The sequence below is a fragment of the Rhodosalinus halophilus genome, from assembly GCF_003298775.1.
Lineage (GTDB): Bacteria > Pseudomonadota > Alphaproteobacteria > Rhodobacterales > Rhodobacteraceae > Rhodosalinus > Rhodosalinus halophilus.
Genome location: NZ_QNTQ01000030.1, coordinates 1 through 20,792, shown reverse-complemented (window position 1 = coordinate 20,792; position 20,792 = coordinate 1). Strand labels below are relative to the sequence as shown.

Sequence of the window (20,792 nt, the reverse complement as noted above, 5' to 3'; positions counted from 1 at the left end):
GCATGGTCGACATCGCCACCCGCGTCTACAATCACAAGTGGAAGATCGACCCCATCGTGCGGTCGCTCATAGACACCGATTTCTACAAGCTGCTGATGTGCCAGTCGGTGTTCCGCAACAAGCCGGACACCGAGGTCACCTTCAGCCTGATCAATCGCAGCACCCATATCCCGCTGGCCGACCTCATCGACGAGGGCGAGCTGCGCGAACAACTCGACCACATCCGCACCCTGCGCCTCTCCCGCGGCGAGAGCACCTGGCTGCGCGGCAACATGTTCTACGGCAAGCGGCAGATGTTCCGCCCCGACTTCATGGAGTGGTTCGAGAACCTGCAACTCCCCCCCTACCACCTCGAGCGCGTGGGCGACCAATACGAGCTGACCTTCGAGGGCAAATGGCCCGAGGTCATGCTGTGGGAGATCCCGGCGCTCGCCGTGCTTATGGAGCTGCGGGGCCGCGCCGTCCTGCACGACATGGGCCGCTTCGAGCTGCAGGTGCTCTACGCCCGCGCCATGACCAAGCTCTGGGAAAAGATCGAACGCCTGCGCCCGCACGAGGGCCTGCGCATCGCGGACTTCGGCACGCGGCGGCGTCATTCCTTCCTCTGGCAGGACTGGTGCGTGCAGGCGATGATGGAGGGGCTGGGCGAACGCTTCGTCGGCACCTCCAACTGCCTGATCGCCATGCGGCGCGAGGTGGAGGCGATCGGCACCAACGCGCACGAACTGCCGATGGTCTACGCAGCCCTCGCCGACACCGACGAGGAACTCAAGCAGGCCCCCTACGAGGTGCTGGCCGACTGGCACGAAGAGCACGAGGGCAACCTGCGCATCATCCTGCCCGACACCTTCAGCTCGGAGGCCTTCTTCCGCGACGCGCCGGACTGGCTGACCGGCTGGACGGGGGTGCGCGTGGATTCGGGCGACCCGGTCGAGGGGGCCGAGATCGCGATCCGCTGGTGGGAAAGCCGGGGAGAGGATCCGCGGCAGAAGCTCATCATCTTCTCCGACGGGCTGGACGACGACGTGATCCTCGACCTCTACCAGCGGTTCCGCGGGCGGGTGCGGATCAGCTTCGGCTGGGGCACGCTGCTGACGAACGACTTCCGCGGGCTGGTGGAGGGCGACCGGCTGGCCCCCTTCAGCCTCGTCTGCAAGGCCTCCGCCGCGAACGGCCGGCCGACCGTCAAGCTCTCCGACAACCCGGAAAAGGCGATGGGACCGGCAGAGGAGGTCGCGCGCTACAAGCGGGTGTTCGGGGTGGGGGAGCAGGTGCGGCGGGAGGTGGTGGTTTGACGGAAGTAATCGAACTAAGTTGGCGAACTCAAGTTGTAATTATTGGTGGGTACTTGGCCTACGTCATTGCTTATTCCGGGCGACGGAGCGGGCATTCTGCAACTGACACAATAGGGATCATACTTTGCTTTGGTGGCCTCGGCTTACTTTCTATTGGCATCGCTGAGAGGGTAAATGAAATCTGCGGTACGGCCTTCACGCAGTCCGCCCCTTTTGTCGGCACGCTTGCTGTTGTTGTGCCTATTGCAAGCGCCCTTTTATGGCGCTCTTTTTTGAACGACTTTGTCGCAAATTCTATTCGAATAGTCACGGGGACCAACGAAGATGGCTTGCCCACAGCTTGGACAACAATCATTCAAAGGCAAGGCCTTCAATACGCGCAGCTTGTTGTGACACTACGGGACGGGAAGGTATACGAGAGTTATCCGCTCGGTGACTTCAATGATCTCCCTAATGGCCCATGCGTCTTGGGTTCTGATGGCTCTATCGGCATGTATGTTACGTACATTACGGAGAAGGACGGCACCGGCCGAAGGATCGATACAATATCGGACGTAGACGGATATAGAATAACTTTCATCCCCTTCAGCGAAATTTCAGAGGTAGACCTTAGACGCAAGAAGCGACCTTGAGCTATTTCTTCCCGCCGTTTCCGCCAGTTCCACTGCTTGACGATCCGCCGCTTCCAGTTGGTTGTGTCGACCCTTGGGCGCCCCCTCCAGAGGGCTGAACGCTTCTGCCAATGCTGGATGATGTAGAGTTTCCAGATCCCTTCGGAGATACCGAATCACCGATGAACACTCGTTTCGTCATGCCACCTTTCTCCACTTTTTCTAGCCTACAGGTTTCAGGAATCGCTCTATCTGATAGAAACCATACAACACACTCGCGCTCTAAGAATATGTCATGATTGCTGAAATGCAAGAATCAGCTTTTGAGTGCGTTGGCTCCGCTGGGAACCCCACCCCCACACCCCCACACCCCCACACCCCCACACCCCCACGTTCCCCGGTGGATGCGACTGGACGACCTCTACCGCCACTTCGAGCGTGTCGTGGCCTTCGTCCTCATGGCCGGCATGCTGGGGATCATCGCGCTGGCCCTGTGCACCCTCGGCGCGATCCGCCGCGCGGCCGTCAGCCACCAGCCTGCGAGCAGCACAGCCGCAAGATGAAGCGCGCCATCCTCCGCCGCCGGCCTGCCGCGCCCGGTTTCGGGGCTCTGACGGTCGGTGCTTCAGGGGTGTCCTGCGGCTTTATTGGGAGTTTTGGTTGCGGGGGCAGGATTTGAACCTACGACCTTCAGGTTATGAGGCAACCCGACCAGGCCGGAATAGTCTTTCAATAGCAAACATTTAGAGGAATTCTTGGCTGGCGACGTCGGCGTCGTGTCGCACGGAGCAGACGCAAATCATTGGGAATAAACGGGAAAGCCCCGCATGTTCATGAATCAGCGAACCTCGGTAGTTTACAGCCTACTGGCCGATTATGTGCGCAGCCCGTCCCTGCGCCACATGCGAGAGCAGCGGTCCCTCGCCAAACTGGCCCTCGAGATCGTCACGAAACTGGATCAGGACAGCTCCGTCTGGAAGAAGTGGGAAGGCCCGCGGGACAAGGTCCTGGCCTCGGCGATAGACTGCTGGATCCCGAAGGACGACATGCTCGCCTTCCTGAATGGCCTGCCTGGCCCTGCTCTGACGATGACCGATCTCGAGCAGCGCATGAAGGCCATGATCGAGGAGGAATACCTCGGAGATCCGGAACCGAAGCTCGAGGCCGAATGTCTGGCCATCTACCAGGCCGAGAAAGAGGCTGGCACGGAAATGCCCGCCATCATCGGGCGCCTGTCGGATTACGTGGGCGCGCAGTGGCAGCGCTTGCGCGACGAGGAGCGTGCGGAGGCCGAGCGGAGGTCGGAAGAGGCGCGACTGGAGCGGGAGCGGCGGCTCCTGTCCTATGCCGATTGTCCATGGACCCAGATCAAGGGCTCGAAATTCTTCTATTGCCGCAAGAACGGCCGGGTCTTCCAGCTCAAGCCCAACAGCGACAAGAGCCTGACGCTCTATCGGGTGCAGGAGGTCGACGACGCCGCCAGCGGCGACATGATTGGCCGCTATCGATCCCGCGGGGATGCCAGCAAGGTGGTGGCCAAGGCGGCCTATGAGCCCGAGCCATTTCGGTAGAGCGGCTCCAAGCCCCGCCACACGGGCGTTGGTGAGGGCCGATCCCGGCCATACGGGTGAACCGGGCGAAGCATCCAGCAACCGCCGCTCGGAATCGGTCACCCCAGCAGCTTGGCCTCGACCTCGGCCATGGCATTCTGGTGGTCGGGCGACGGGAACAGGTGGCCGTAGCGCTCCATAGTCATCTGGATCGAGGAATGGCCCGCGAAGGTCATCACCTCTTTGATCGAGAAACCCTGCTCGATCCAGAGCGACACTGCGAAATGGCGCAGGTCGTGCCAGCGCAGCTTCACGCCGACCTCCTCCTGCAGCTTTCGGAACCGGGATTGCGTGTTGGTGTGCTGGAGGACGCCGCCGCGCGGCGCGGGGAAGACCAGCCCGAGATCGCTTTTCGGGCAGCGCAGTTTCCAGCGGCGCAGCGCGTTCAGCACCATCGGCCCGGCGGGGATGTCGCGATAGCCCGCGCGCGATTTCGGCTCGCCCATCTGGTTGTAGGCGTCGGCGCGCTGGCGCACGTAGATGAAGCCCTTCTCGAAGTCCACGTCCTGCCAGCGCAGGCCGCGAAGTTCCGAGGCGCGCAGGCCGGTCAGCGCCGAGACGATCAGGTGCGGCTTGAAGTCCTCCTCGGCCGCCTCGATCAGCGCGCGGATCGTCTCCTTAGACGGCACCGGCGCCTTGTAGTCGATCCGGCTCGACTTGATCACCCTCACGCCCTGCGCGGCGTTTGTGAACAACTGGCCGTTGTCGATGGCGTGGTCGAGCAGCAGCTTCAGCACCGAGAGCGCGCGACGGGTCAGATGCTCGGACCGGCCGTTCAGCAGCAGCCGGTCGCGGAATTCGTTCACATGGCGGCGGGTCAGCTGGACGATCAGCTTGTCCCCGATCCCGATCTCCGGAACCGTGATGTGCAGCCGAACATAGTCGCTGTAGCCGCGGAGCGTGGACCGCTCCATCCGCCGCCCCGTCTTGCACCGCACCTCGCAATGGTCGAGCCACGCCTTCGCGGCGTCGGCCACGGTGATGCTCTCGCTGTCGGCCAGATAGGTGTTGTTGGCGACCAGCGAACGGACCTTAACGAGATAGACGTCGGCATCCTTCCGGCGCGGGAACAGCTTCGAGCGGCGCTTGCCGACCTGGTCGGTGAAATCCACCTGCCAGCGCACCAGGCCCGAGGGCAGCGTTCGCTTCCGGATCGTCGCCATCCGATTTTCCCTATTCTTGACAATGTGTTGAGCATCGTCAGCCTTCCGCATTGCCATCCTTCGCGCGGCATAGCGAGGCGAAACCGACCGCCTCGGAAGCCAGTAATGGATTTTTAGTCCGAAACCATCTTGTGTGCCAGAGGTTTTGAACCTAAAGTCCGAAACAAGCTCAGGAGACCCCGCCGCGATGGCAAAGCTCAGCGACCTCATCCCCACCCTCGCGCAGGTGCTGCCGATGCCCGAGCAGACGGTGTCGGTGATCGCGCGCGCGCTGCGGAAGGAGCGGCTGATCTCCACCGGCGGGCGCGGGCCCGGCGCCGCGGACATGACGCCCGAGGATTGCGCCCGGCTGCTGCTGGCGATCATGGCGGCCGATCAGGTGAAGGACGCGGTCGAGGCGTCGCAGCGGTTCTGGGAGTTCCCTGTCGAGGACCTGCACAGCCAGGACACGATGCCCGAGGACGAGCAGGACGCGTGGCTCCCGCTGCCCGAGGCCATGCGGGCGCTGACGCAGGTCAGGACATTCGGGGAAATGCTGGCCGGGCTGATCGCGGCGGCGCGGGACGCGGCGCTCGACGCGGCGCTCGGCGGCGTGATGCTCCCCTTCATGAAGATCGAGGTCGAGCGGCGGTTCCACACCGCGTCCGTCTCCCTCGCCGGGTCCAGCGACGGGCTGCTGCCCGACCGGACCGTGATGATCGCCAGCTTCGCGCCGCCGAAGGCGCAGCTGCGAAAGCTGATGGAGGCATCCGGATTTCACGAGGGCGGCGATGCGATGGTCACGTTCGCCGTCAGTCAGAGAACGATCATCGCGCTCGGCGCGCTGATCCGCACCTAGGAGGACAGGACATGCAGGAGCATTTGCGGGCTGGACCCGCCACAGGAGAGGTTTGCCCGACGCTGGCCGAGGATCTGCTGCGAGGCGCGGACGCCATCGCGCTCTTCGTCTTCGGCGACGCGAAGGAGCGGCGGAAGGTCTACTACTACGCCAGCGAGGCCAAGGTGCGGATGCCCACCTTCCGCATGGGCAACGTGATCTGCGCGCGCAAATCGCGGCTTCTCGACTGGATCGAGCAGCAGGAGGCCGCGGGATGATGGACCCGCTCTATCGGTTCACGCCGTGGGATCACGTCGTTCTGGGCGAGAAGCTGCGCGGTTGCCGCGGGGCGGTCATGGGCCTCCTGGCAGTCGCCCCGCCCGACAGCGAGACCAGCCGCATCGCGCGCGAGACCATCGCCGCGGTGGATCGGCTGCGCTCGGAGATGGACTGCCACCTGCAGATCACCCGGCCACTGCGGCGCGATCCGAGGCGACTGACCCAGCACATCTATGCAGGGCCAACGCACTTCGCGGGCTGCCTGACCACGGAGGAGGAACGCGCGCAGGACGATTTCGCGGGCTGGGAGCTGGAGGACTGAGCCATGGGAGACGCCATCCGCAAGACCGATGATATGGCCCGCAACGAGGCGTCCGCGGATGCGTCCATCACGGCGCCCGAGGATCCGACCGAACTGCGCCTGCAGTTGCATCGCCACGGCTATCGACCGGTGCCGGTGCTGGGCGCGCATGTCGCCATGAAGGCCGCGGGCAAGCGGCCGATGATGAAGGGCTGGGAGACCGTCTGCGCCAGCGCCGACGAGGCCGAGATCGCCCGCTGGACCAAGGCGCAGCGCAACTGCACCAACACGGGCCTGCTGTGCGGGACGCTGGTCGGCATCGACATCGACGTGCTCGATCACCAGCACGCCCACCGGGTGACCTGCATCGCGACCGAGATGCTCGGCATGACCCCCGCCTGTCGGATCGGACGCGCGCCGAAGATCCTGCTGACGTTCCGGACGGACGAGCCCTTCGACAAGATCCAGACGCCCGAGTTCCACATGCTCGACGGCACGGTCGCGCGCGTCGAGATCCTGGCGACGGGGCAGCAGTTCGTCGCGTTCGGCATCCACCCCGACACGAAGGCGCCCTACTACTGGCCCGAGTGCTCGCCGCTCGACGTGCCGTTGCACGCGCTGCCGCCAGTCACGAAGGAGCGGTGTGCGGCGTTCATCGCGGCGGCCGAGAAATATCTGCGGAAGGTCGGCGGCTACAGCACCGCCGACCGCCGCGAGATCGAGCGCGAGGGCCGCAAGGCCGCTGGGCTCAAACGGAACCAGGCGCCATCGCGCGAGCTGGTCGAGGAGGCCGTCGCCCACATCCCGAATAATGACCTGCCCTATGATGACTGGATCAAGGTCGGGCTCGCGCTCTACGCCGCGCTCGGACCTGACGGTCGCGACCTGTGGGACGGTTGGTCGGCGCGGGCCGACAAGAACGATCCGGAGTACACCGCCGAGAAATGGGACAGCTTCGCCAGCGTGCGCAGCGTGACCGTGGGCACGCTGTTCTGGCTCGCGCGGCAGAACGGATGGCGGGCCGCGAAACCGCAACGCGCCCGGGCCACGGCGGATGGCGACACCACCGCGTCGCAGGAAGACGACAAGCTCCCCACGCACGATGACGATGGGCGGCCGATCGTCTACCTCTTCGCCGGATACATGCCCGCAATCATCGACATGTCGGAGGGCGCGCTGCTCCAGGCAAAGCTGAGCTTCTATCAGCGTGGCAGCATGGTGGTGCGCCCGGCGATGGTGCCGGTGGCGGTCTCGGACGGGCGCACAGTCGACGCACCCCGGCTGATCGACGTCAAGGCGCACCACATGGCCGAAGCGTTCACACGGGTCGTCTGCTACAAGCGGTTCGACAAGCGCGCAGAGAAATGGGTGAACTCCGACTGCCCGCATCGCATCGCGGAGACGTTCCTCGCCCGCGAAGGGCTATGGCGCCTTCCGGTGCTCACCGGCATCATCAATGCGCCCACGCTGCGGCCGGATGGCTCGATCCTCGACCTGCCTGGCTACGACGCGCAGACCGGGCTGCTGTTCGATCCGCAGGACGCCCATTTCCCGGTGCTGCCGCGCGATCCCGACCGCGACATGGCGCTGCGCGCGCTGGCCTATCTCAAGGACCTGATCTCGACCTTCCCGTTCGTGACGGAAGGGGATCGCGCCGTGGCGCTCTCGGCAATCCTGACCGCGCTCGTGCGCCGCTCGCTGCCGACAGCCCCGCTACACGGCTTCAACGCGCCGACGGCGGGCACGGGCAAATCCATGCTGGTGGACCTCGCGAGCCAGATCGCCACCGCCCGTCCCGCGCCGGTAATCGCACAGGGCAAGTCCGAGGAGGAGATGGAAAAGCGGCTGGGTGCGGCGCTGATCGCGGGCGACGTGCTGATCGCCATCGACAACTGCGAGGAACCGCTGGGCGGCGAGCTTCTCTGCCAGACCATGACGCAGACGAGCCTCAAGGTCCGGATCCTCGGCAAGTCCGTGAACGCCGAGGTGCCGAGCAACGCGGCCATCTTCGCCACCGGCAACAACCTGACCTTCGAGGGCGACATGACACGGCGCGCGCTCCGCGCCACGCTCGATGCTGGAGTGGAGCGGCCCGAGCTCCGCGCCTTCGACCGCGATCCCCTCGCCATGGTGACCGAGCGGCGCGGCGACTACGTCTCAGCCGGGCTGACCGTCCTGCGCGCGTTCCACATCGCCGGCCGACCGCATCAGCGCGCGCCGCTCGGCTCCTTCACCGACTGGTCGCGCTGGGTCCGCGACGCCCTGATCTGGCTGGGCGAGGCCGATCCCTGCGACACGATGGAGGAGCTGCGCGGCGCTGACCCGAAGCTCGAGGCGCTGACCTCGGTCCTGGAAGGCTGGCGCGAGGTGATCGGCCTGCAGCCCGCCAACGTCCGCGACGTGATCGAGCGCGCAACGGAGCAGCGACCACAACTCTATGGCCGCACCCAGTACGCGCACCCCGAGTTCCGCGAGGCCCTGCTGCGGGTCGCGGGCGAAGGCGGCGCGATCAACGGCAGGCGGCTCGGCAAGTGGATCGGCGGGCAGCAGAACCGGATCGTGGGCGGGCTGCGCCTCATCAATGCGGGCGTGTCGGCAGGGTTCACGCGCTGGCAGCTGGAGCTCGCGACATCGGACGCCGCGCCGGTCAACGACGGTTCTGAAACTCTCCGGAGACGTGCCGATGCGTGACGTTCGTTCCCGATCCGTCTGGTGGGTTTGGTGGCTTTGGTGGATTTGTCCCGGCCGATATCTGTGTTTGTCGCCCGAAGTGTCAGCGACGTGGAAGGTCGCAACACGTGACGCCATGCATCACGCAGCGACACATGACGTGACAGTTTTCAGGAGCGGACCGAAACAAACCCCTGATCTCCATCAAACCCACCAGACAACTCGTGAACGGACGGCGACGCCCGGCACGGGTCGCGAGAACTTCAGAACCGTCGGGAACGGTCGGGCTTGCCGGATCGCGGGTCGCCGGGCGGTTCCTCCTGCGCCGATCCGTATGTGGGGACCCGCAGCGCATTGCGTCGCCAGCGTGAGGGCCGGTCATGCCTAAACTCGACGGGACCGAGACCAAGACCGCCTTCGCCGCCCGCGTTGGGCTGACCAAGGGGCGCATCTCGCAGCTGGTGGCCGAGGGTCTGCCGGTGCGCGGCGACGGGCGGATCGACGTGGCCGAGGGGCTCGCCTGGATCGAGACGAACCTCGACCCCGCCCGCCGCTACAAGGGTGGCGCGCCCACGGCCACCACCCGCACTGCAACGCTGTCCGAGGCGAAGCGGCTGCATGAGATCGTCAAGGTCCAGCGCGCCCGGCTGGCTTTTGAGCGCGAGCAGGGCAAGCTGATTGATGCCGACGAGGCGCGGCGCACGGTCTTCGCGCGCGCCCGTGCCGAACGCGACGCACACCTGGCGTGGGTCCAGCGCACGGCGCCGCTGCTGGCCGCCGAACTTGGCGCCGATCCGCGCGCCACCTTCGCCGCGCTGGACCGGATGATGCGCGAGCATCTCGAACACCTGGCCGACTTGCCGCTCGGGAGCTTTGGCGATGGTGCCTGACATCGACCTCGCCTGGCGGCGCGGCATCCGCCCCGAACCGCCGATCCCGGTCTCGGACTGGGCCGACCGGCACCGTATCCTGCCACCAACCTCGGCGGAACCGGGCCGCTGGCGCACGGACCGAACGCCCTATCTGCGCGCCGTGATGGACGCGCTCTCGACCGCGAGTCCCTACGAGCGCGTCGTGCTGATGAAGGGCGCGCAGACCGGTGGCTCGGAGGCGGGGCTGAACTGGCTGGGCTACATCATCCAGAACGCGCCCGGCATCGCCATGCTGGTCATGCCCTCGCTCGACATGGTGCGGCGCAACACGACCGTCCGCATCGACCCGCAGATCGAGGCCACGCCCGCGCTGCGCGAGCTCGTCGCCGCGCCCCGCTCCCGCGACGCGGGCAACAGCCTGTTCCGCAAGTCCTTCCCCGGCGGCCAGCTGGTAATGACCGGCGCGAACAGCGCGGTGGGGCTCCGCTCTACGCCGGTGCGATACCTGTTCCTCGACGAGGTGGACGGCTATCCCGGCGACGCCGACGGCGAGGGCGATCCCGTCGATCTGGCGATCCAGCGCACGGCCACCTTCCGCGGGCGGCGCAAGATCTACATGGTGTCGACGCCGACGCTGAAGGGCCACTCCCGCATCGAGGCGGCGTTCGAGCACAGCGACCGGCGCTTCTACCACGTCCCCTGCCTGCATTGCGGCGACATGGCCCCGATCACCTGGGCGCGCATCCGTTGGCCTGAAGGGCGGCGCGACCAGGCGCATCTGGTCTGTGAGGCCTGCGGCGGCATCCACCACGAGCACGAGAAGCCCCGCCTGCTGGCCGCTGGCGAGTGGCGCGCGACGGCCGAGGGCGACGGCCGCACCGCGGGCTTCCACCTCTCCGCGCTCTATTCACCGTGGGAGACATGGGCCGAGATCGCCGCCGAGCATGGCCGCGTCCGCAAGGATCCCGCCCGCCTGCAAGTCTGGGTGAACACCAAGCTGGGCGAGTCCTGGGAAGACCAGGCGGGCGACACCGTTCCGGCCGATCCGCTCATGGCCCGGCGCGAGGACTGGGGCGAGGCGCTGCACGCCTCCGTCGCCGTGCTGACCGCCGGCGTCGACGTGCAGGGCGACCGGATCGAGGTGCAGATCCTCGGCTGGGGCCGCGACGAGGAGGCGTGGGTGATCGACTACCGCATCCTCTGGGGCGACCCGTCCGGGCCGCGACTCTGGTCCGATCTCGACATGGTGCTGCAGGCGACCTTCCCGCATCCGGCCGGGCTCGACCTGCCCGTGCGCGCGGCCGCCATCGACACCGGCGGCCACCACACCAAGATGGCCTACGAGTTCTGTCGCACCCGCCTCGCCCGCCGCATCTGGGCGATCAAGGGCCGCGGCGGGCCCGGCATTCCCGTCTGGCCGCGCCGCCCGACGCGGACGAACAAGGGCAAGATCCCGCTCTTCATCGTCGGCGTGGACGCGGTGAAGGACGCGGTCTACGCCCGCCTGCGCCTCACCGAGCCCGGCCCCGGCGCGATCCACTTCCCCCGCCGTCTCGACGCCGACTACTTCCGCCAGCTTACAGCCGAGCGCGTCGTCACCCGCTTCGAGCGCGGACACCCCATCCGCTCCTGGCAGCCCAAGCGCGACGGCGAGCGCAACGAGGCCCTCGACACCTTCGTCTATGCCCATGCCGCCCTGCACGGGCTCATCAGCATGGGGCTCAGGCTGAACGAGGAGGTGGAGGGGGTGGCCGTGTCAAAGCGGGAAGGCCTGACCCACGCCACCAAAGGGGGCATCATTCGCTCGACGTGGCTGAATTCCTCAGGTAGCACTTTATCTTGAAGGGAATTTGCCCGCGCCACCAACATGAAGTGTCCACGAGCAGAAGTATATTCCCGCTGGCATGCCAATAGTTGACCACCTTCTGCGTTACGCACAGCGCATTCGTGATCTGCGCCGCGCGCACGCCGCAGTGCAGGAGCCCGCTCTTGCACCGGCATTCCAAGAATTGCTCGATAGCACCCTTGCTGACATGCCGGTGGGCGCGCGGCTCACCGTGGTCCCGGAATTCATCAATCCAGGAGTAGGGCGGCCAGATATCGCGCTCGTTCGAGCTGGCGCCCCGGCGCGGGCCTTCGTTGAATTGAAGGCTCCAGACAAGCCCGCGAACCCTGCTCGCTGGCGTGTTCCCCATGACAGGCGTCAGGCCGACCGCCTGCGAGAATTGCAGTGTTGGGGCACATCGAATTTCATCGACATCTTTCTGTTCGAGCGTGCCGACGAGCTGGCCATGGCGCGGATCGTCCCTGAGCAGGCCATCGATCCGGCATGCGACGACGCTCGTGCGGCCCGGCTGATACGCGGACATGATCCGGCCCCGCTACTTGCGCTTGTCGAGCGTCTCGCCTCCGGCGCAGGTCAGGAGCCGGTCGCACGGGATGCGGAGCATCTCGCTCAGCTGCTCGCGCATTCATCCCGATTGGTACGCGGAATCATTCAGGATCGCCTCGCCGAACTGCGAGCCGCCAATGTGACCGCCGATCCTCTTCTCGACGTGCATGCCGAGTTCCAGACCGTTCTATATGCCCATCCCGAGGCCGGCGGCTACCCGGCACAGGATTTCGACAAGCTGTTTTCCTCGGCTTTCGCTCAGACCCTAGCCTTCGGTTTGCTGCTTGTCCGCGAGGGAAGCGGACGCCCCGTCGATGCAACCGCTTATCAGCACATGCCGGCCGAGCATCCGTTGATGCGCACGGCGCTACGAGTGCTGACCTAGGCGGAAATCCTCGATGTCGTTGGCATCGGCTTCACTGTGTTGCTCGACACCGTGAACAGCTTCGCCCCGGCAATCCTTGCGATCCGTCCCGGTCGGCCTGACCCGATCTTGTACTTCTACGAAGACTTCCTGTCGGTCTTCGATCCTGCGGCGCGCGAACGCCATGGCGTCTACTTCACACCTGTCGAGGTCGTGCGCTTCATGGCTGGGGCGCTGAACCGCGCGGCGGGGGCCAATCTCGGTCTGAATGGGCTGCGCGACCCGAACCTCACGATACTCGATCCCGCCACGGGCACGGGCACGTTCCTGCTCGGCGTGGCAGAGCGGGTCCGTGATGAGGCCGCAGCAGCTGGCGGGCGTGGCCGAGCCGATCTCGAACTGCGCGATCTTGCGGGTCGGATGTTCGGGCTTGAACTGCTCGTCGGACCCTATGCGGTGGCGCACTACCGTCTCCACCACACCCTCCGCGATCCGGCAGGACCGGGTCCGCGGCCAGCGCTGCCGCGATTGGGAGTTTACCTTGCCGACACGCTGGCAGAGCCGGGGGCAGCGGCACCGCTCGGACGGCTGGGCTTCGTGTCGGCCGGCATCACGGAAGAACGGCGCGCTGCCGACCACATCAAGGCGCAGCAGCCGATTCTCGCAATCATCGGCAACCCTCCCTACCGGCGGTTGGAGGAGGGCGAGGACCGGACGCTTGTAGGCCAATGGATGAACGCGCTGTGGGATGACCTGAAACGACCCGTGCGCGATGCCGGACAGGGCAACCAGCTCAACACCTTTCCCGAACTGTCCGTGGCCTTCTGGCGCTGGGCCATGTGGAAGATCTTCGAGGCCGAGGGTGCCCCACAGCGGGGCGTCGTCGCCTATATCTCCAACCGAAAGTTCCTGACCGGATGGCCCTATGCCGGGCTGAGGCAGCTGATGCGCAACCGCTTCGACCGGATCGAAATCATCGACCTGCGCGGCGACCTGCGGCGCGGCCCGAGGGCGGGTATCGACCGCGATATGGGGGTCTTCGACATCCAGGTCGGAACGGCCATCACCATTGCCATCGCGGACGGATCGCGCGCCGGTCAGCCGGCGGAAATCCACTATCTCGACTCCTGGGCGGAAGGACACTTCTCGCGTAGGGCGAAGCTTGATTGGCTGGAGAGCGGCGCGGCCACGGGCACGCTCCCGAATTCGATCCCAGTTGTCCGGGAGCCGCTTGACGATTTCCGGCCGAGACCATTCGGAAACGGAGAATGGCCGAGCCTGAGGGAGTGCTTCGCTTTCTCGAAATCAGGCATGAAGAGTGGGAACGATAGCGTGTTTGTCGACGCCCATGCCGCTGCGCTTGCTCAGAAAGTTGATGATTTTCTGCAGCAAAGCGGGCTCGGCGGCCATGACCCGGCGCTGATCCAACGACTTTCATATCGACCGTTCGATTTGCGCTCATTTTACAATGACCTTCGTCTCCTCAACCGTCCGGGACCACAAATGCAGCGCGCTTGGGGTGCCCACAACGTTGGACTTTACGCGCTCCCTGGCGGGACAAGCGCAGGCCCTGCCGTCTGGTGCCACGGTCTGCTGCCCGACTATCACGCCTTCCGCGGCAGCTATGGCGGCTATGTCTTTCCCCTGCACGACCGGCGGCCGGCCTCCGCGGGCCCCAACGTCTCGGGCGCGCTGCTGGCGGGCCTCGCGGGCGCCTACGGTGTGCGCGTCACGGCCGAGGAGGTGTTCGACGCGATCCTCTGCCTGCTCTCCGCACAAAGCTACACCTTGCGCTTTGCGGAAGACCTGGAGGACGTTTTCCCTCACGTTCCCTTCCCGGCCGACCACGCGGTGTTCGTGAGAGCCGCCCAACTCGGCGCCAGAATTCGGGCGGTCCAGACGTTCGATCCTGCCCATCCTCCGGGTCGCCTCGCGGATCCGGACTTCGTTCGCCTCTCCACTGCGCCGACGCCGGGTGCCGGTCTCGAACCGTCTGATCCGGAAGGCGACCGGCTGACACTTTGCGCCGACGGATCAGGTCAGGTCGACGGGCTTCCAGCCGCCCTCTGGTCCTTCGAGGTCAGCGGCTATCCCGTTCTGGAGCGGTGGCTCGAAGGCCGCGCCAACCAGCCCGTCGACTTGGCCTTGTTCGACGCGTTCCGCGATGTTTGTGCCCGAATAGCCGAGCATATTGATCTCGCCGCACAGGCAGATACTATACTTGGTGAGGCGCTTGGCGCGACGTTGAATCGGGATGCCCTCGGGATCCCCGCCACATGAAGGACCGCACCGCATGACGTTTGATGCTCAGGGCAGCCTTTTCGGAGATGGCGGCATGGCCGCACCGGCCCGGACATCGGCACCCGACCCGCAAGCGATCCGCGGTCGGCTTGGCCGGCTCCTTGAGACCCTGCGGAAATCCGAGAGCATGCCGCTCTCCGACAAGGATATGCGGATGTGGCAGACGGTCATACCGAACATGACGCGCTGGCTTCCGGATGACGAGGCAGATGCGATCAGGTCCGAGTTCGCCTACGAGATGGACCGACTCGGCGCGAGCGTCTGATCGCGGAGGGATATCCCTCCGACGGTACCAGCCGCTTCGACGGCTACGAATCATTCTCAAACTCTCTGAATAGGCATCCGATTGCCGCTGCGCGAAAATCGGCGGCATGCGGACCTTCCTCCATCGCCTTCTCGGCCTCGCACGCGCTCGCGGCTTCGACGCTGCGGGTGGCGGGCGGCGTTGGGAGGGGGCGCGGACGGTCGACGGGCTGAACGCGGCGATCCTCGCGGGGGCGACCACGGCGGCGCGGCGGGCCGGGTGGTACTCGCGGAACAACCCGTGGGTCGCGGCGGCGGTCGACAGCCTGGTCGGCAATGTCGTCGGCGCCGGGATCAAGCCGCAATCCACCCATCCCGACCGCGCGGTGCGCGAGCGACTGCAGGCGCTCTGGCTGCGGTGGACCGATCATGCCGCCCCGGACGGGCTGGCCGATTTCTACGGGCTGCAGGCCATGGCCGTGCGCGCGATGGTCGAAAGCGGCGAGAGCTTCGCCCGGCTCCGCACCGCCAGCGACGCCGCCAGCATTCCCCTCCACCTGGAGCTTCTGGATCGCGAGCAGGTTCCCATGGACCTGCATCGCGAGATCGGCGGTGGGGCGCGGATCCGGGCGGGCATCGAGTTCGATGCCGCCGGTCGCCGGGTCGCCTACCGGGTCTTGTCCTCCCGCCCGAGCGATCCGCTGGGGTCTCTCCGCATGGACCCGCTCCGCGTCCCCGCCGCCGATTGCCTGCACCTGTTCAAGCCGCTCGCTGCGGGTCAGCTGCGCGGGATCACCTGGCTCGCGCCGGTGCTGCTGCGGCTGCACGAACTCGATCAGTTCGAGGACGCCGCGCTGGTGAAGGCCAAAGTCGCGGCGCTGTTCACCGGCTTCATCACCGATCCCGACGGCACGGCGGGCGGGCTCTCGGGCACCAACACAGGCGGGGCACTGACCGTGGGCATGGAGCCCGGCAGCCTGATCCCTCTGCCGCCCGGCACCGACGTCCGCTTCTCGAACCCGACCGAGCACGACGCCTACGCGCCCTTCGTGAAGAACCACTTGCGCGCTGTCGCGGCCGGGCTCGGACTGCCCTACGGGCTGGTCTCGGGCGATCTGGAAGGGGTCACCTATTCCTCGATCCGCGCCGGGCTGATCGAGTTCCGGCGCCGCGTCGAACAGCTGCAGCACAACGTAGTCGTGCACCTGTTCTGCCGCCCGGTCTGGGAGCGGTTCGTGCGGCTCGCCGTGCTGGCCGGTGACCTGCCCGCGCGGGACTTCGACCGGAACCCCGAGGCTTACCTCGGCTGCGAATGGCTGCCGCCGAAGTTCGACTACGTCGATCCGATGAAGGACGTGCAGGCCGAGATCATGGCGATCGGCGCGGGGCTCAAGAGCCGGTCCCAGGCGATTTCCGAACGCGGCTATGACGCCGAGCAGGTCGATGCCGAGATCGCCGCGGACCGCGAGCGCGCGGACGGGCTGGGGCTGAGCTTCGGCCAGATGGCGGCTCCGCAGCACAAGGAGGCGGCCGATGGCTGACACCGTGGAACTGCTCACCCGCCGCGCGACGCTCGCGCCTGCGACGACCGATCCGGAGGCCCGCACCGTCGAGGTGGTCTGGTCCACCGGCGCGCCGGTGCGCCGGCGTGACATGGCGGGCCAGTACATCGAACGGCTGAGCCTCGCGCCCGAGGCGGTGGACCTGTCGCGCCTGGAAGGCGCCAGCGTGCTCGACGCCCATCGCCAGACTGCCGTCCGCGATGTGCTGGGCTCGGTGCGCAGCGCCGCCGTCGACGGCAAGCGCGGCACGGCGCTGATCCAGTTCTCGGCCCGGCCGGAGGTGGAGCCGGTCTGGCAGGACGTGCTGGCTGGCATCCTCCGCCACGTCTCGGTCGGCTATTCCGTCGAGGACTGGGTCGAGACCACCGAGAACGGCGCGCGCGTGCTGACCGCGATGCGCTGGACGCCCCACGAGATTTCCCTGGTGCCGACGCCCGCCGACCCCGGTGCCCACATTCGCATGGAGACAGAGATGACCGACACGACCACCACCCCGGCACCGCCCGAGGCACCAACCACCGAGACCCGCGCCGAGGCGAATGCCGAGATCCGCTCCATCGCCCGCATCGCGGGGCTCGACCAGTCCTGGATCGACGGCCAGATCGACGGCGGCGCCGATCCCGACACCGCCCGCCGCGCGGCCTTCGAGGCGCTGGCGAAGCGGTCCGCGCCGCCGATCCGCACGGAGCAGGTCCGCGTCGAGATGGGCGAGAGCCAGGATGACCCCGCCCTGCGCGCGCGCCAGATGGGCGAAGCCCTCTACGCCCGGATCAACCCGCGCCATGATCTCTCTGAGCCCGCCCGGCGCTATGCCTATGCCACGCCCGTCGACATGGCGAAGGAACTGCTGACCCTACGTGGCGAGTCCACCATGGCGCTGTCGCCCGCGAGCCTCGTGACCCGCGCTCTGCACACCACCTCGGATTTCCCGATCATCCTCGGGGACACGGTGGGCCGGGTGCTGCGCGACGCCTACCAGGCTGCGCCCTCAGGCATCCGCCGCCTCGGCCGCCAGACGACCGCCCGCGACTTCCGCGCGGTGAACAAGATCATGCTGGGCGAGGCACCCCTGCTGGAGAAGCTGAACGAGCACGGCGAGATCAAGGCCGGAACCATGGCCGAGGCGCGCGAGGCCTACAAGGTCGAGACCTGGGCGCGGAAGATCGGCATCACCCGGCAGGTGCTGGTCAACGACGACCTCGGTGCCTTCGCGGACCTCGCCCGCCGCATGGGCCAGGCCGCTGCCGAAACCGAGGCGAGGATCCTTGTCACTCTCCTCGAGGCAGGCAGCGGCAACGGCCCGACGCTATCGGACGGGAAGGCTCTATTCCACGCCGACCACGGCAACAAGGCGGGCACCGGCGCGGCGATCTCCGACGCGACGCTCTCGGCCGCCCGGCTGGCGCTGCGCACGCAGAAGGGCATCGAGGATCGCACGATCCGCGTGACGCCGCGCAACCTGCTGGTGCCGCCCGCGCTGGAGACCACTGCCGAGAAATGGCTGGCGAGCATCGCGCCCGCGACGGCCGCCGATGTGAACCCGTTCTCGGGCTCGCTCTCGCTGGTGGTCGAGCCGCGTCTGTCCTCGGCCACCCGCTGGTATGTCACCGCCGATCCCGGCGAGATCGACGGGCTGGAGTTCGCCTACCTCTCGGGCGCTGAAGGCCCACAGGTCGAGAGCCGCTCGGGCTGGGACGTGGACGGCGTCGAGATCCGGGTGATCCTCGATTTCGGGGCCGGGTTCATCGACCATCGCGGCTGGTTCATGAACGCGGGCGCGTGAGCATGGCCGACCTCGCCCAACTCACCGCCTGGCGGGACGCCCTGATGGCCGCGCGCTACCGGGGCGTCCGGACCGTCGAGTACGACGGCAAGCGCGTCACCTACGCGAGCGACGGCGAGATGGCCGCCGCGCTCGCGGACCTCAACCGGCAGATCGCAGGGGCGACCGACCGCATCTCGGTCGTCCGCATCCAATCCTCGAAAGGGCTCTGAGATGAAGAACTACCTCCAGAATGGCCACATCGTCCGCGTCACGACGCCCGCCGGCGGCATCGCCTCGGGCGACGCGCTGATCGTGGGCCACATCTTCGGCATCGCCGCCCATTCCTCGGCCGAGGGCGACTCGGTCGAGCTCTCCACCACCGGCGTGTTCCAGCTGCCGAAGGCCAGCGCCGCAGTGCTCACGGTCGGCGCGCGCGTGGCCTGGGACAATACGGCGAAGGAGGTGACTACCCCGGCTGCGGGGCGCTTCCCCATCGGCGTGGCGGTGGAGGCCGCCGGAAATGGCGTCACCAGCGTGGCGGTGCGGCTGGATGGCGTTGCGACGGCGGCGGCATAAGGATCGCTTAATCATCGAGCTTGGTAATGCCGAGTGTGCGCGCGATCTGCTTCCGAAGGTTCTTGAGCCCCCTGTTCTCGCTCGGGGTCTTCGGAAGCGTGATGGCGTCCAAGCCGTCAAAGCCCTTGTTCGCTTCAAGCCGGATGTGCTTGTTGTCGGACTTCTCCGAATAACCATGTCGGGCGAGGAGCGAAGTCAGTTCACTGGCAACCCTCTTGGGGTCTTTCGTCGCTCGCTCAAGGTCCTTCGAGAGTTCGGCGAGCGCGGGCGATGCGGGTAGGCGTTCGACAACACGCCGAAGAATTGCTTTTGATCTGGCATCAAGCCCGATCTGTTCTGCGACAGACAAGGTCGTTTTCGCCGCAAACCGGAGTCTGTCCGATATCTCGCCGGCATAAACCTCCGGACCAACCCTTTTGACGAGATTGTCGGTGGAGAACTCGGCTTCATCCGTACCGAGACTCGCAGCCGGACTGGCGCTTAGCTGCTGCTCAAGCTCGCGGATTCTGTCCTGCAGGTTGTCAACCTGCTCCTGATGCAGCTGGTTCCATTCTGCCTCGGTCAGGCTATCCTTCTCACGCTCCCGCTGAACACGGAGAGCCTGCTCCTGCAATTCGGTCCAGTCCCACCCGAAGGCTGGCATCTGACTCCGAACGTTCGACGTCGCTGCCACAATCGCGGCAGCCAGTTCTTTGCTGTCTTCGATCTGCCACCCGAGATAGTATCGCCTGACGATACCCTGTCCGGGCACCGACAACCCAACCGTTCCCCCGTAGGCGTTGCGACCCTCCGTCTTGTCGCGGAGAAGAAACGAGAACGCTCGATCTGGTTCGACAACTACATGGGCGACCCCGCCGAGGTCGTAGGCCAGTTTTTCAATTTCCCGCTGGCTTAGCAGCCAAGAAGATACCCCGGTCGCAGACACGTACACAGATGGAAGCCATTTCGCCGCTTCGCCCAGGGTCACGGACTTCGCTGATGCGAGGCCCGCATCGTTGTTCTCAATCCAAACAGGCTGGTCAGTGACGTTGAACTGCTGGTCCCTCCCTCCCCAACCGTTCTTTAGGAGCGCTTTGATCAGGTACGGCTTCCTCGGAGTGTCCAATCGTGCGCCCGGCGTCGCAGCGATGCACTGGGTGCGAAGGCGAACCAGGTCCTGCCCAGCTTCTGCGGCGCCACGTTTCAGAACGCACTCCGTTCGCCACACACGCCCGAGATCATCAGGAAGATCGTGTCGAATACCGATGGCAGTCCAGCCGTCGCCGGTCCGCAGCTCCCGCATGCGGAGTTCTTCGCCGGTATTCGACCGGACGTGAACATTGGCTCCGTCAAGCTCTGCCTCAGACTTGCTCGAAAGCACGGTCTGATGCTGCATACCGCGGATCCAGGCGACCACTTCCGCCACGAAGGCAGCCCGGTTGTCGCTGGGGATGACGGGGAACTCAGTCGAGAAAGGAAGCATATGGGAAGGATTGAGAATCCGCGCTCATCGGTCAATCCATAAACGTCACTGGCACGACTGACCGAAGATGGGTTCCCACATTCGCGTGTTCCCCCTCGGCATAGATCGCGTCCGTGATGCGCTTCAACAGCGCGGTGTGGTCTGCGAGGGCCGTGACATGGCCCCAGTGCACATGCTCTGGGCTGGCGAAGAAATGGTCGTCGCTGGCGGCGCGGATGCGGTCGAGCGCCGCGTCGATCTCGGCCTTGCGCGCGACGAAGGCGGCGAGCGCGGCGTCGTCGGTCTTTGGCATGGGGTGGTCTCCCGAGGTGGTGTCGGGGACCATCAGGCTCGCGGACGCGCCTCGATCAAGCGGAGAGTGCGGCGCGAGTCGGCGCCATCCGTTGACACGCGCCGCCAGCGTTCTGTTGACACAGTGTTGACACGGACGCGGGACGCCAAAGGCCTCCCGTGCGGGAGTCTCTTAAGTGGCTGTGATCTTTGAGGATTTTGGTTGCGGGGGTAGGATT

20 protein-coding genes are annotated in these 20,792 nt (G+C 66.2%); 17 read left to right on the top strand and 3 right to left on the bottom strand.

Annotation, left to right across the window (positions count from 1 at the left end; translation table 11 throughout):
• Positions 1–2: 2 nt before the first annotated feature.
• The 4 genes from pncB (at position 3) to DRV85_RS18260 (ending at position 3,477) form a co-directional block, all read left to right on the top strand.
• Positions 3–1,295 (top strand): nicotinate phosphoribosyltransferase, encoded by a 1,293-nt coding sequence (pncB, locus tag DRV85_RS18265; RefSeq protein WP_113290909.1) that lies wholly within the window; start codon positions 3–5, stop codon positions 1,293–1,295.
• Positions 1,292–1,927: a hypothetical protein gene (locus DRV85_RS19105; protein WP_147238888.1), complete on the top strand. Its 636-nt coding sequence runs from the start codon at positions 1,292–1,294 to the stop codon at positions 1,925–1,927. Before pncB ends, DRV85_RS19105 begins: the two co-directional genes overlap by 4 nt.
• Positions 1,928–2,310: 383 nt before the next feature.
• Positions 2,311–2,469, top strand: coding sequence for a hypothetical protein (locus DRV85_RS19280; protein WP_158540195.1), 159 nt, complete (start codon positions 2,311–2,313; stop codon positions 2,467–2,469).
• Between the two features lie 264 nt (positions 2,470–2,733).
• Positions 2,734–3,477, top strand: a complete 744-nt coding sequence (locus DRV85_RS18260) for a hypothetical protein (RefSeq protein ID WP_199526084.1) — start codon at positions 2,734–2,736, stop codon at positions 3,475–3,477.
• A gap of 98 nt (positions 3,478–3,575) precedes the next feature.
• Here DRV85_RS18260 and DRV85_RS18255 read toward each other — a convergent pair whose 3' ends face one another.
• Positions 3,576–4,679 carry a site-specific integrase gene (locus DRV85_RS18255; protein WP_113290908.1) on the bottom strand — a complete coding sequence of 368 codons (1,104 nt, stop codon included), beginning with the start codon at positions 4,677–4,679 and terminating at the stop codon, positions 3,576–3,578.
• A gap of 187 nt (positions 4,680–4,866) precedes the next feature.
• Here DRV85_RS18255 and DRV85_RS18250 point away from each other — a divergent pair, with 187 nt between their 5' ends.
• The 13 genes from DRV85_RS18250 (at position 4,867) to DRV85_RS18190 (ending at position 18,821) form a co-directional block, all read left to right on the top strand.
• The gene (locus DRV85_RS18250) at positions 4,867–5,517 is read left to right on the top strand and encodes a hypothetical protein (protein WP_113290907.1); all 651 of its coding nucleotides are present in this window, start codon (positions 4,867–4,869) and stop codon (positions 5,515–5,517) included.
• An 11-nt stretch (positions 5,518–5,528) separates the two neighbouring features.
• The gene (locus DRV85_RS18245) at positions 5,529–5,774 is read left to right on the top strand and encodes a hypothetical protein (RefSeq protein ID WP_233495585.1); all 246 of its coding nucleotides are present in this window, start codon (positions 5,529–5,531) and stop codon (positions 5,772–5,774) included.
• Complete coding sequence (locus DRV85_RS18240) at positions 5,771–6,097, top strand: hypothetical protein (RefSeq protein ID WP_113290906.1); 327 nt, start codon at positions 5,771–5,773, stop codon at positions 6,095–6,097. Before DRV85_RS18245 ends, DRV85_RS18240 begins: the two co-directional genes overlap by 4 nt.
• Before the next feature lie 3 nt (positions 6,098–6,100).
• Positions 6,101–8,767, top strand: a complete 2,667-nt coding sequence (locus DRV85_RS18235) for a PriCT-2 domain-containing protein (RefSeq protein ID WP_113290905.1) — start codon at positions 6,101–6,103, stop codon at positions 8,765–8,767.
• 359 nt (positions 8,768–9,126) lie between these two features.
• A complete protein-coding gene (locus DRV85_RS18230; RefSeq protein WP_113290904.1) occupies positions 9,127–9,636 on the top strand; it encodes a hypothetical protein in 510 nt (169 codons plus the stop codon).
• A complete protein-coding gene (locus DRV85_RS18225; RefSeq protein ID WP_233495584.1) occupies positions 9,626–11,461 on the top strand; it encodes a phage terminase large subunit family protein in 1,836 nt (611 codons plus the stop codon). Before DRV85_RS18230 ends, DRV85_RS18225 begins: the two co-directional genes overlap by 11 nt.
• A gap of 61 nt (positions 11,462–11,522) precedes the next feature.
• Positions 11,523–12,395 carry a hypothetical protein gene (locus tag DRV85_RS19100; protein ID WP_147238887.1) on the top strand — a complete coding sequence of 291 codons (873 nt, stop codon included), beginning with the start codon at positions 11,523–11,525 and terminating at the stop codon, positions 12,393–12,395.
• A 39-nt stretch (positions 12,396–12,434) separates the two neighbouring features.
• Positions 12,435–14,654, top strand: coding sequence for a type ISP restriction/modification enzyme (locus tag DRV85_RS18215; RefSeq protein WP_233495583.1), 2,220 nt, complete (start codon positions 12,435–12,437; stop codon positions 14,652–14,654).
• Between the two features lie 13 nt (positions 14,655–14,667).
• Positions 14,668–14,940: a hypothetical protein gene (locus DRV85_RS18210; protein ID WP_113290901.1), complete on the top strand. Its 273-nt coding sequence runs from the start codon at positions 14,668–14,670 to the stop codon at positions 14,938–14,940.
• A 106-nt stretch (positions 14,941–15,046) separates the two neighbouring features.
• Positions 15,047–16,459, top strand: a complete 1,413-nt coding sequence (locus DRV85_RS18205; RefSeq protein WP_113290900.1) for a phage portal protein — start codon at positions 15,047–15,049, stop codon at positions 16,457–16,459.
• Positions 16,452–18,263 (top strand): prohead protease/major capsid protein fusion protein, encoded by a 1,812-nt coding sequence (locus DRV85_RS18200; RefSeq protein ID WP_113290899.1) that lies wholly within the window; start codon positions 16,452–16,454, stop codon positions 18,261–18,263. Before DRV85_RS18205 ends, DRV85_RS18200 begins: the two co-directional genes overlap by 8 nt.
• Positions 18,264–18,265: 2 nt before the next feature.
• On the top strand, positions 18,266–18,475 hold the full coding sequence (locus DRV85_RS18195) for a phage head-tail joining protein (RefSeq protein WP_113290898.1): 210 nt from the start codon (positions 18,266–18,268) through the stop codon (positions 18,473–18,475).
• A gap of 1 nt (position 18,476) precedes the next feature.
• A complete protein-coding gene (locus DRV85_RS18190) occupies positions 18,477–18,821 on the top strand; it encodes a DUF2190 family protein (RefSeq protein WP_113290897.1) in 345 nt (114 codons plus the stop codon).
• 7 nt (positions 18,822–18,828) lie between these two features.
• On the opposite strand, the gene DRV85_RS19095 is transcribed toward DRV85_RS18190, so the two are convergent.
• Entirely contained in the window at positions 18,829–20,283 is a 1,455-nt protein-coding gene (locus tag DRV85_RS19095; protein WP_147238885.1) for a hypothetical protein, read from the bottom strand.
• A 31-nt stretch (positions 20,284–20,314) separates the two neighbouring features.
• Complete coding sequence (locus DRV85_RS18180; RefSeq protein ID WP_338066978.1) at positions 20,315–20,608, bottom strand: hypothetical protein; 294 nt, start codon at positions 20,606–20,608, stop codon at positions 20,315–20,317.
• Between the last annotated feature and the right edge of the window lie 184 nt (positions 20,609–20,792).

Coding starts and splice junctions, on each gene's coding strand:
- DRV85_RS18255 (WP_113290908.1), bottom strand. CDS start 4,679: ATGGCGACGATCCGGAAGCGAACGCTGCCCTCGGGCCTGGTGCGCTGG.
- pncB (WP_113290909.1), top strand. CDS start 3: ATGGTCGACATCGCCACCCGCGTCTACAATCACAAGTGGAAGATCGAC.
- DRV85_RS18190 (WP_113290897.1), top strand. CDS start 18,477: ATGAAGAACTACCTCCAGAATGGCCACATCGTCCGCGTCACGACGCCC.
- DRV85_RS18240 (WP_113290906.1), top strand. CDS start 5,771: ATGATGGACCCGCTCTATCGGTTCACGCCGTGGGATCACGTCGTTCTG.
- DRV85_RS19100 (WP_147238887.1), top strand. CDS start 11,523: ATGCCAATAGTTGACCACCTTCTGCGTTACGCACAGCGCATTCGTGAT.
- DRV85_RS18225 (WP_233495584.1), top strand. CDS start 9,626: ATGGTGCCTGACATCGACCTCGCCTGGCGGCGCGGCATCCGCCCCGAA.
- DRV85_RS18250 (WP_113290907.1), top strand. CDS start 4,867: ATGGCAAAGCTCAGCGACCTCATCCCCACCCTCGCGCAGGTGCTGCCG.
- DRV85_RS19280 (WP_158540195.1), top strand. CDS start 2,311: ATGCGACTGGACGACCTCTACCGCCACTTCGAGCGTGTCGTGGCCTTC.
- DRV85_RS18210 (WP_113290901.1), top strand. CDS start 14,668: ATGACGTTTGATGCTCAGGGCAGCCTTTTCGGAGATGGCGGCATGGCC.
- DRV85_RS18205 (WP_113290900.1), top strand. CDS start 15,047: ATGCGGACCTTCCTCCATCGCCTTCTCGGCCTCGCACGCGCTCGCGGC.
- DRV85_RS19095 (WP_147238885.1), bottom strand. CDS start 20,283: ATGCTTCCTTTCTCGACTGAGTTCCCCGTCATCCCCAGCGACAACCGG.
- DRV85_RS18195 (WP_113290898.1), top strand. CDS start 18,266: ATGGCCGACCTCGCCCAACTCACCGCCTGGCGGGACGCCCTGATGGCC.
- DRV85_RS18200 (WP_113290899.1), top strand. CDS start 16,452: ATGGCTGACACCGTGGAACTGCTCACCCGCCGCGCGACGCTCGCGCCT.
- DRV85_RS18260 (WP_199526084.1), top strand. CDS start 2,734: ATGTTCATGAATCAGCGAACCTCGGTAGTTTACAGCCTACTGGCCGAT.
- DRV85_RS18245 (WP_233495585.1), top strand. CDS start 5,529: ATGCAGGAGCATTTGCGGGCTGGACCCGCCACAGGAGAGGTTTGCCCG.
- DRV85_RS18180 (WP_338066978.1), bottom strand. CDS start 20,608: ATGGTCCCCGACACCACCTCGGGAGACCACCCCATGCCAAAGACCGAC.
- DRV85_RS18235 (WP_113290905.1), top strand. CDS start 6,101: ATGGGAGACGCCATCCGCAAGACCGATGATATGGCCCGCAACGAGGCG.
- DRV85_RS18230 (WP_113290904.1), top strand. CDS start 9,127: ATGCCTAAACTCGACGGGACCGAGACCAAGACCGCCTTCGCCGCCCGC.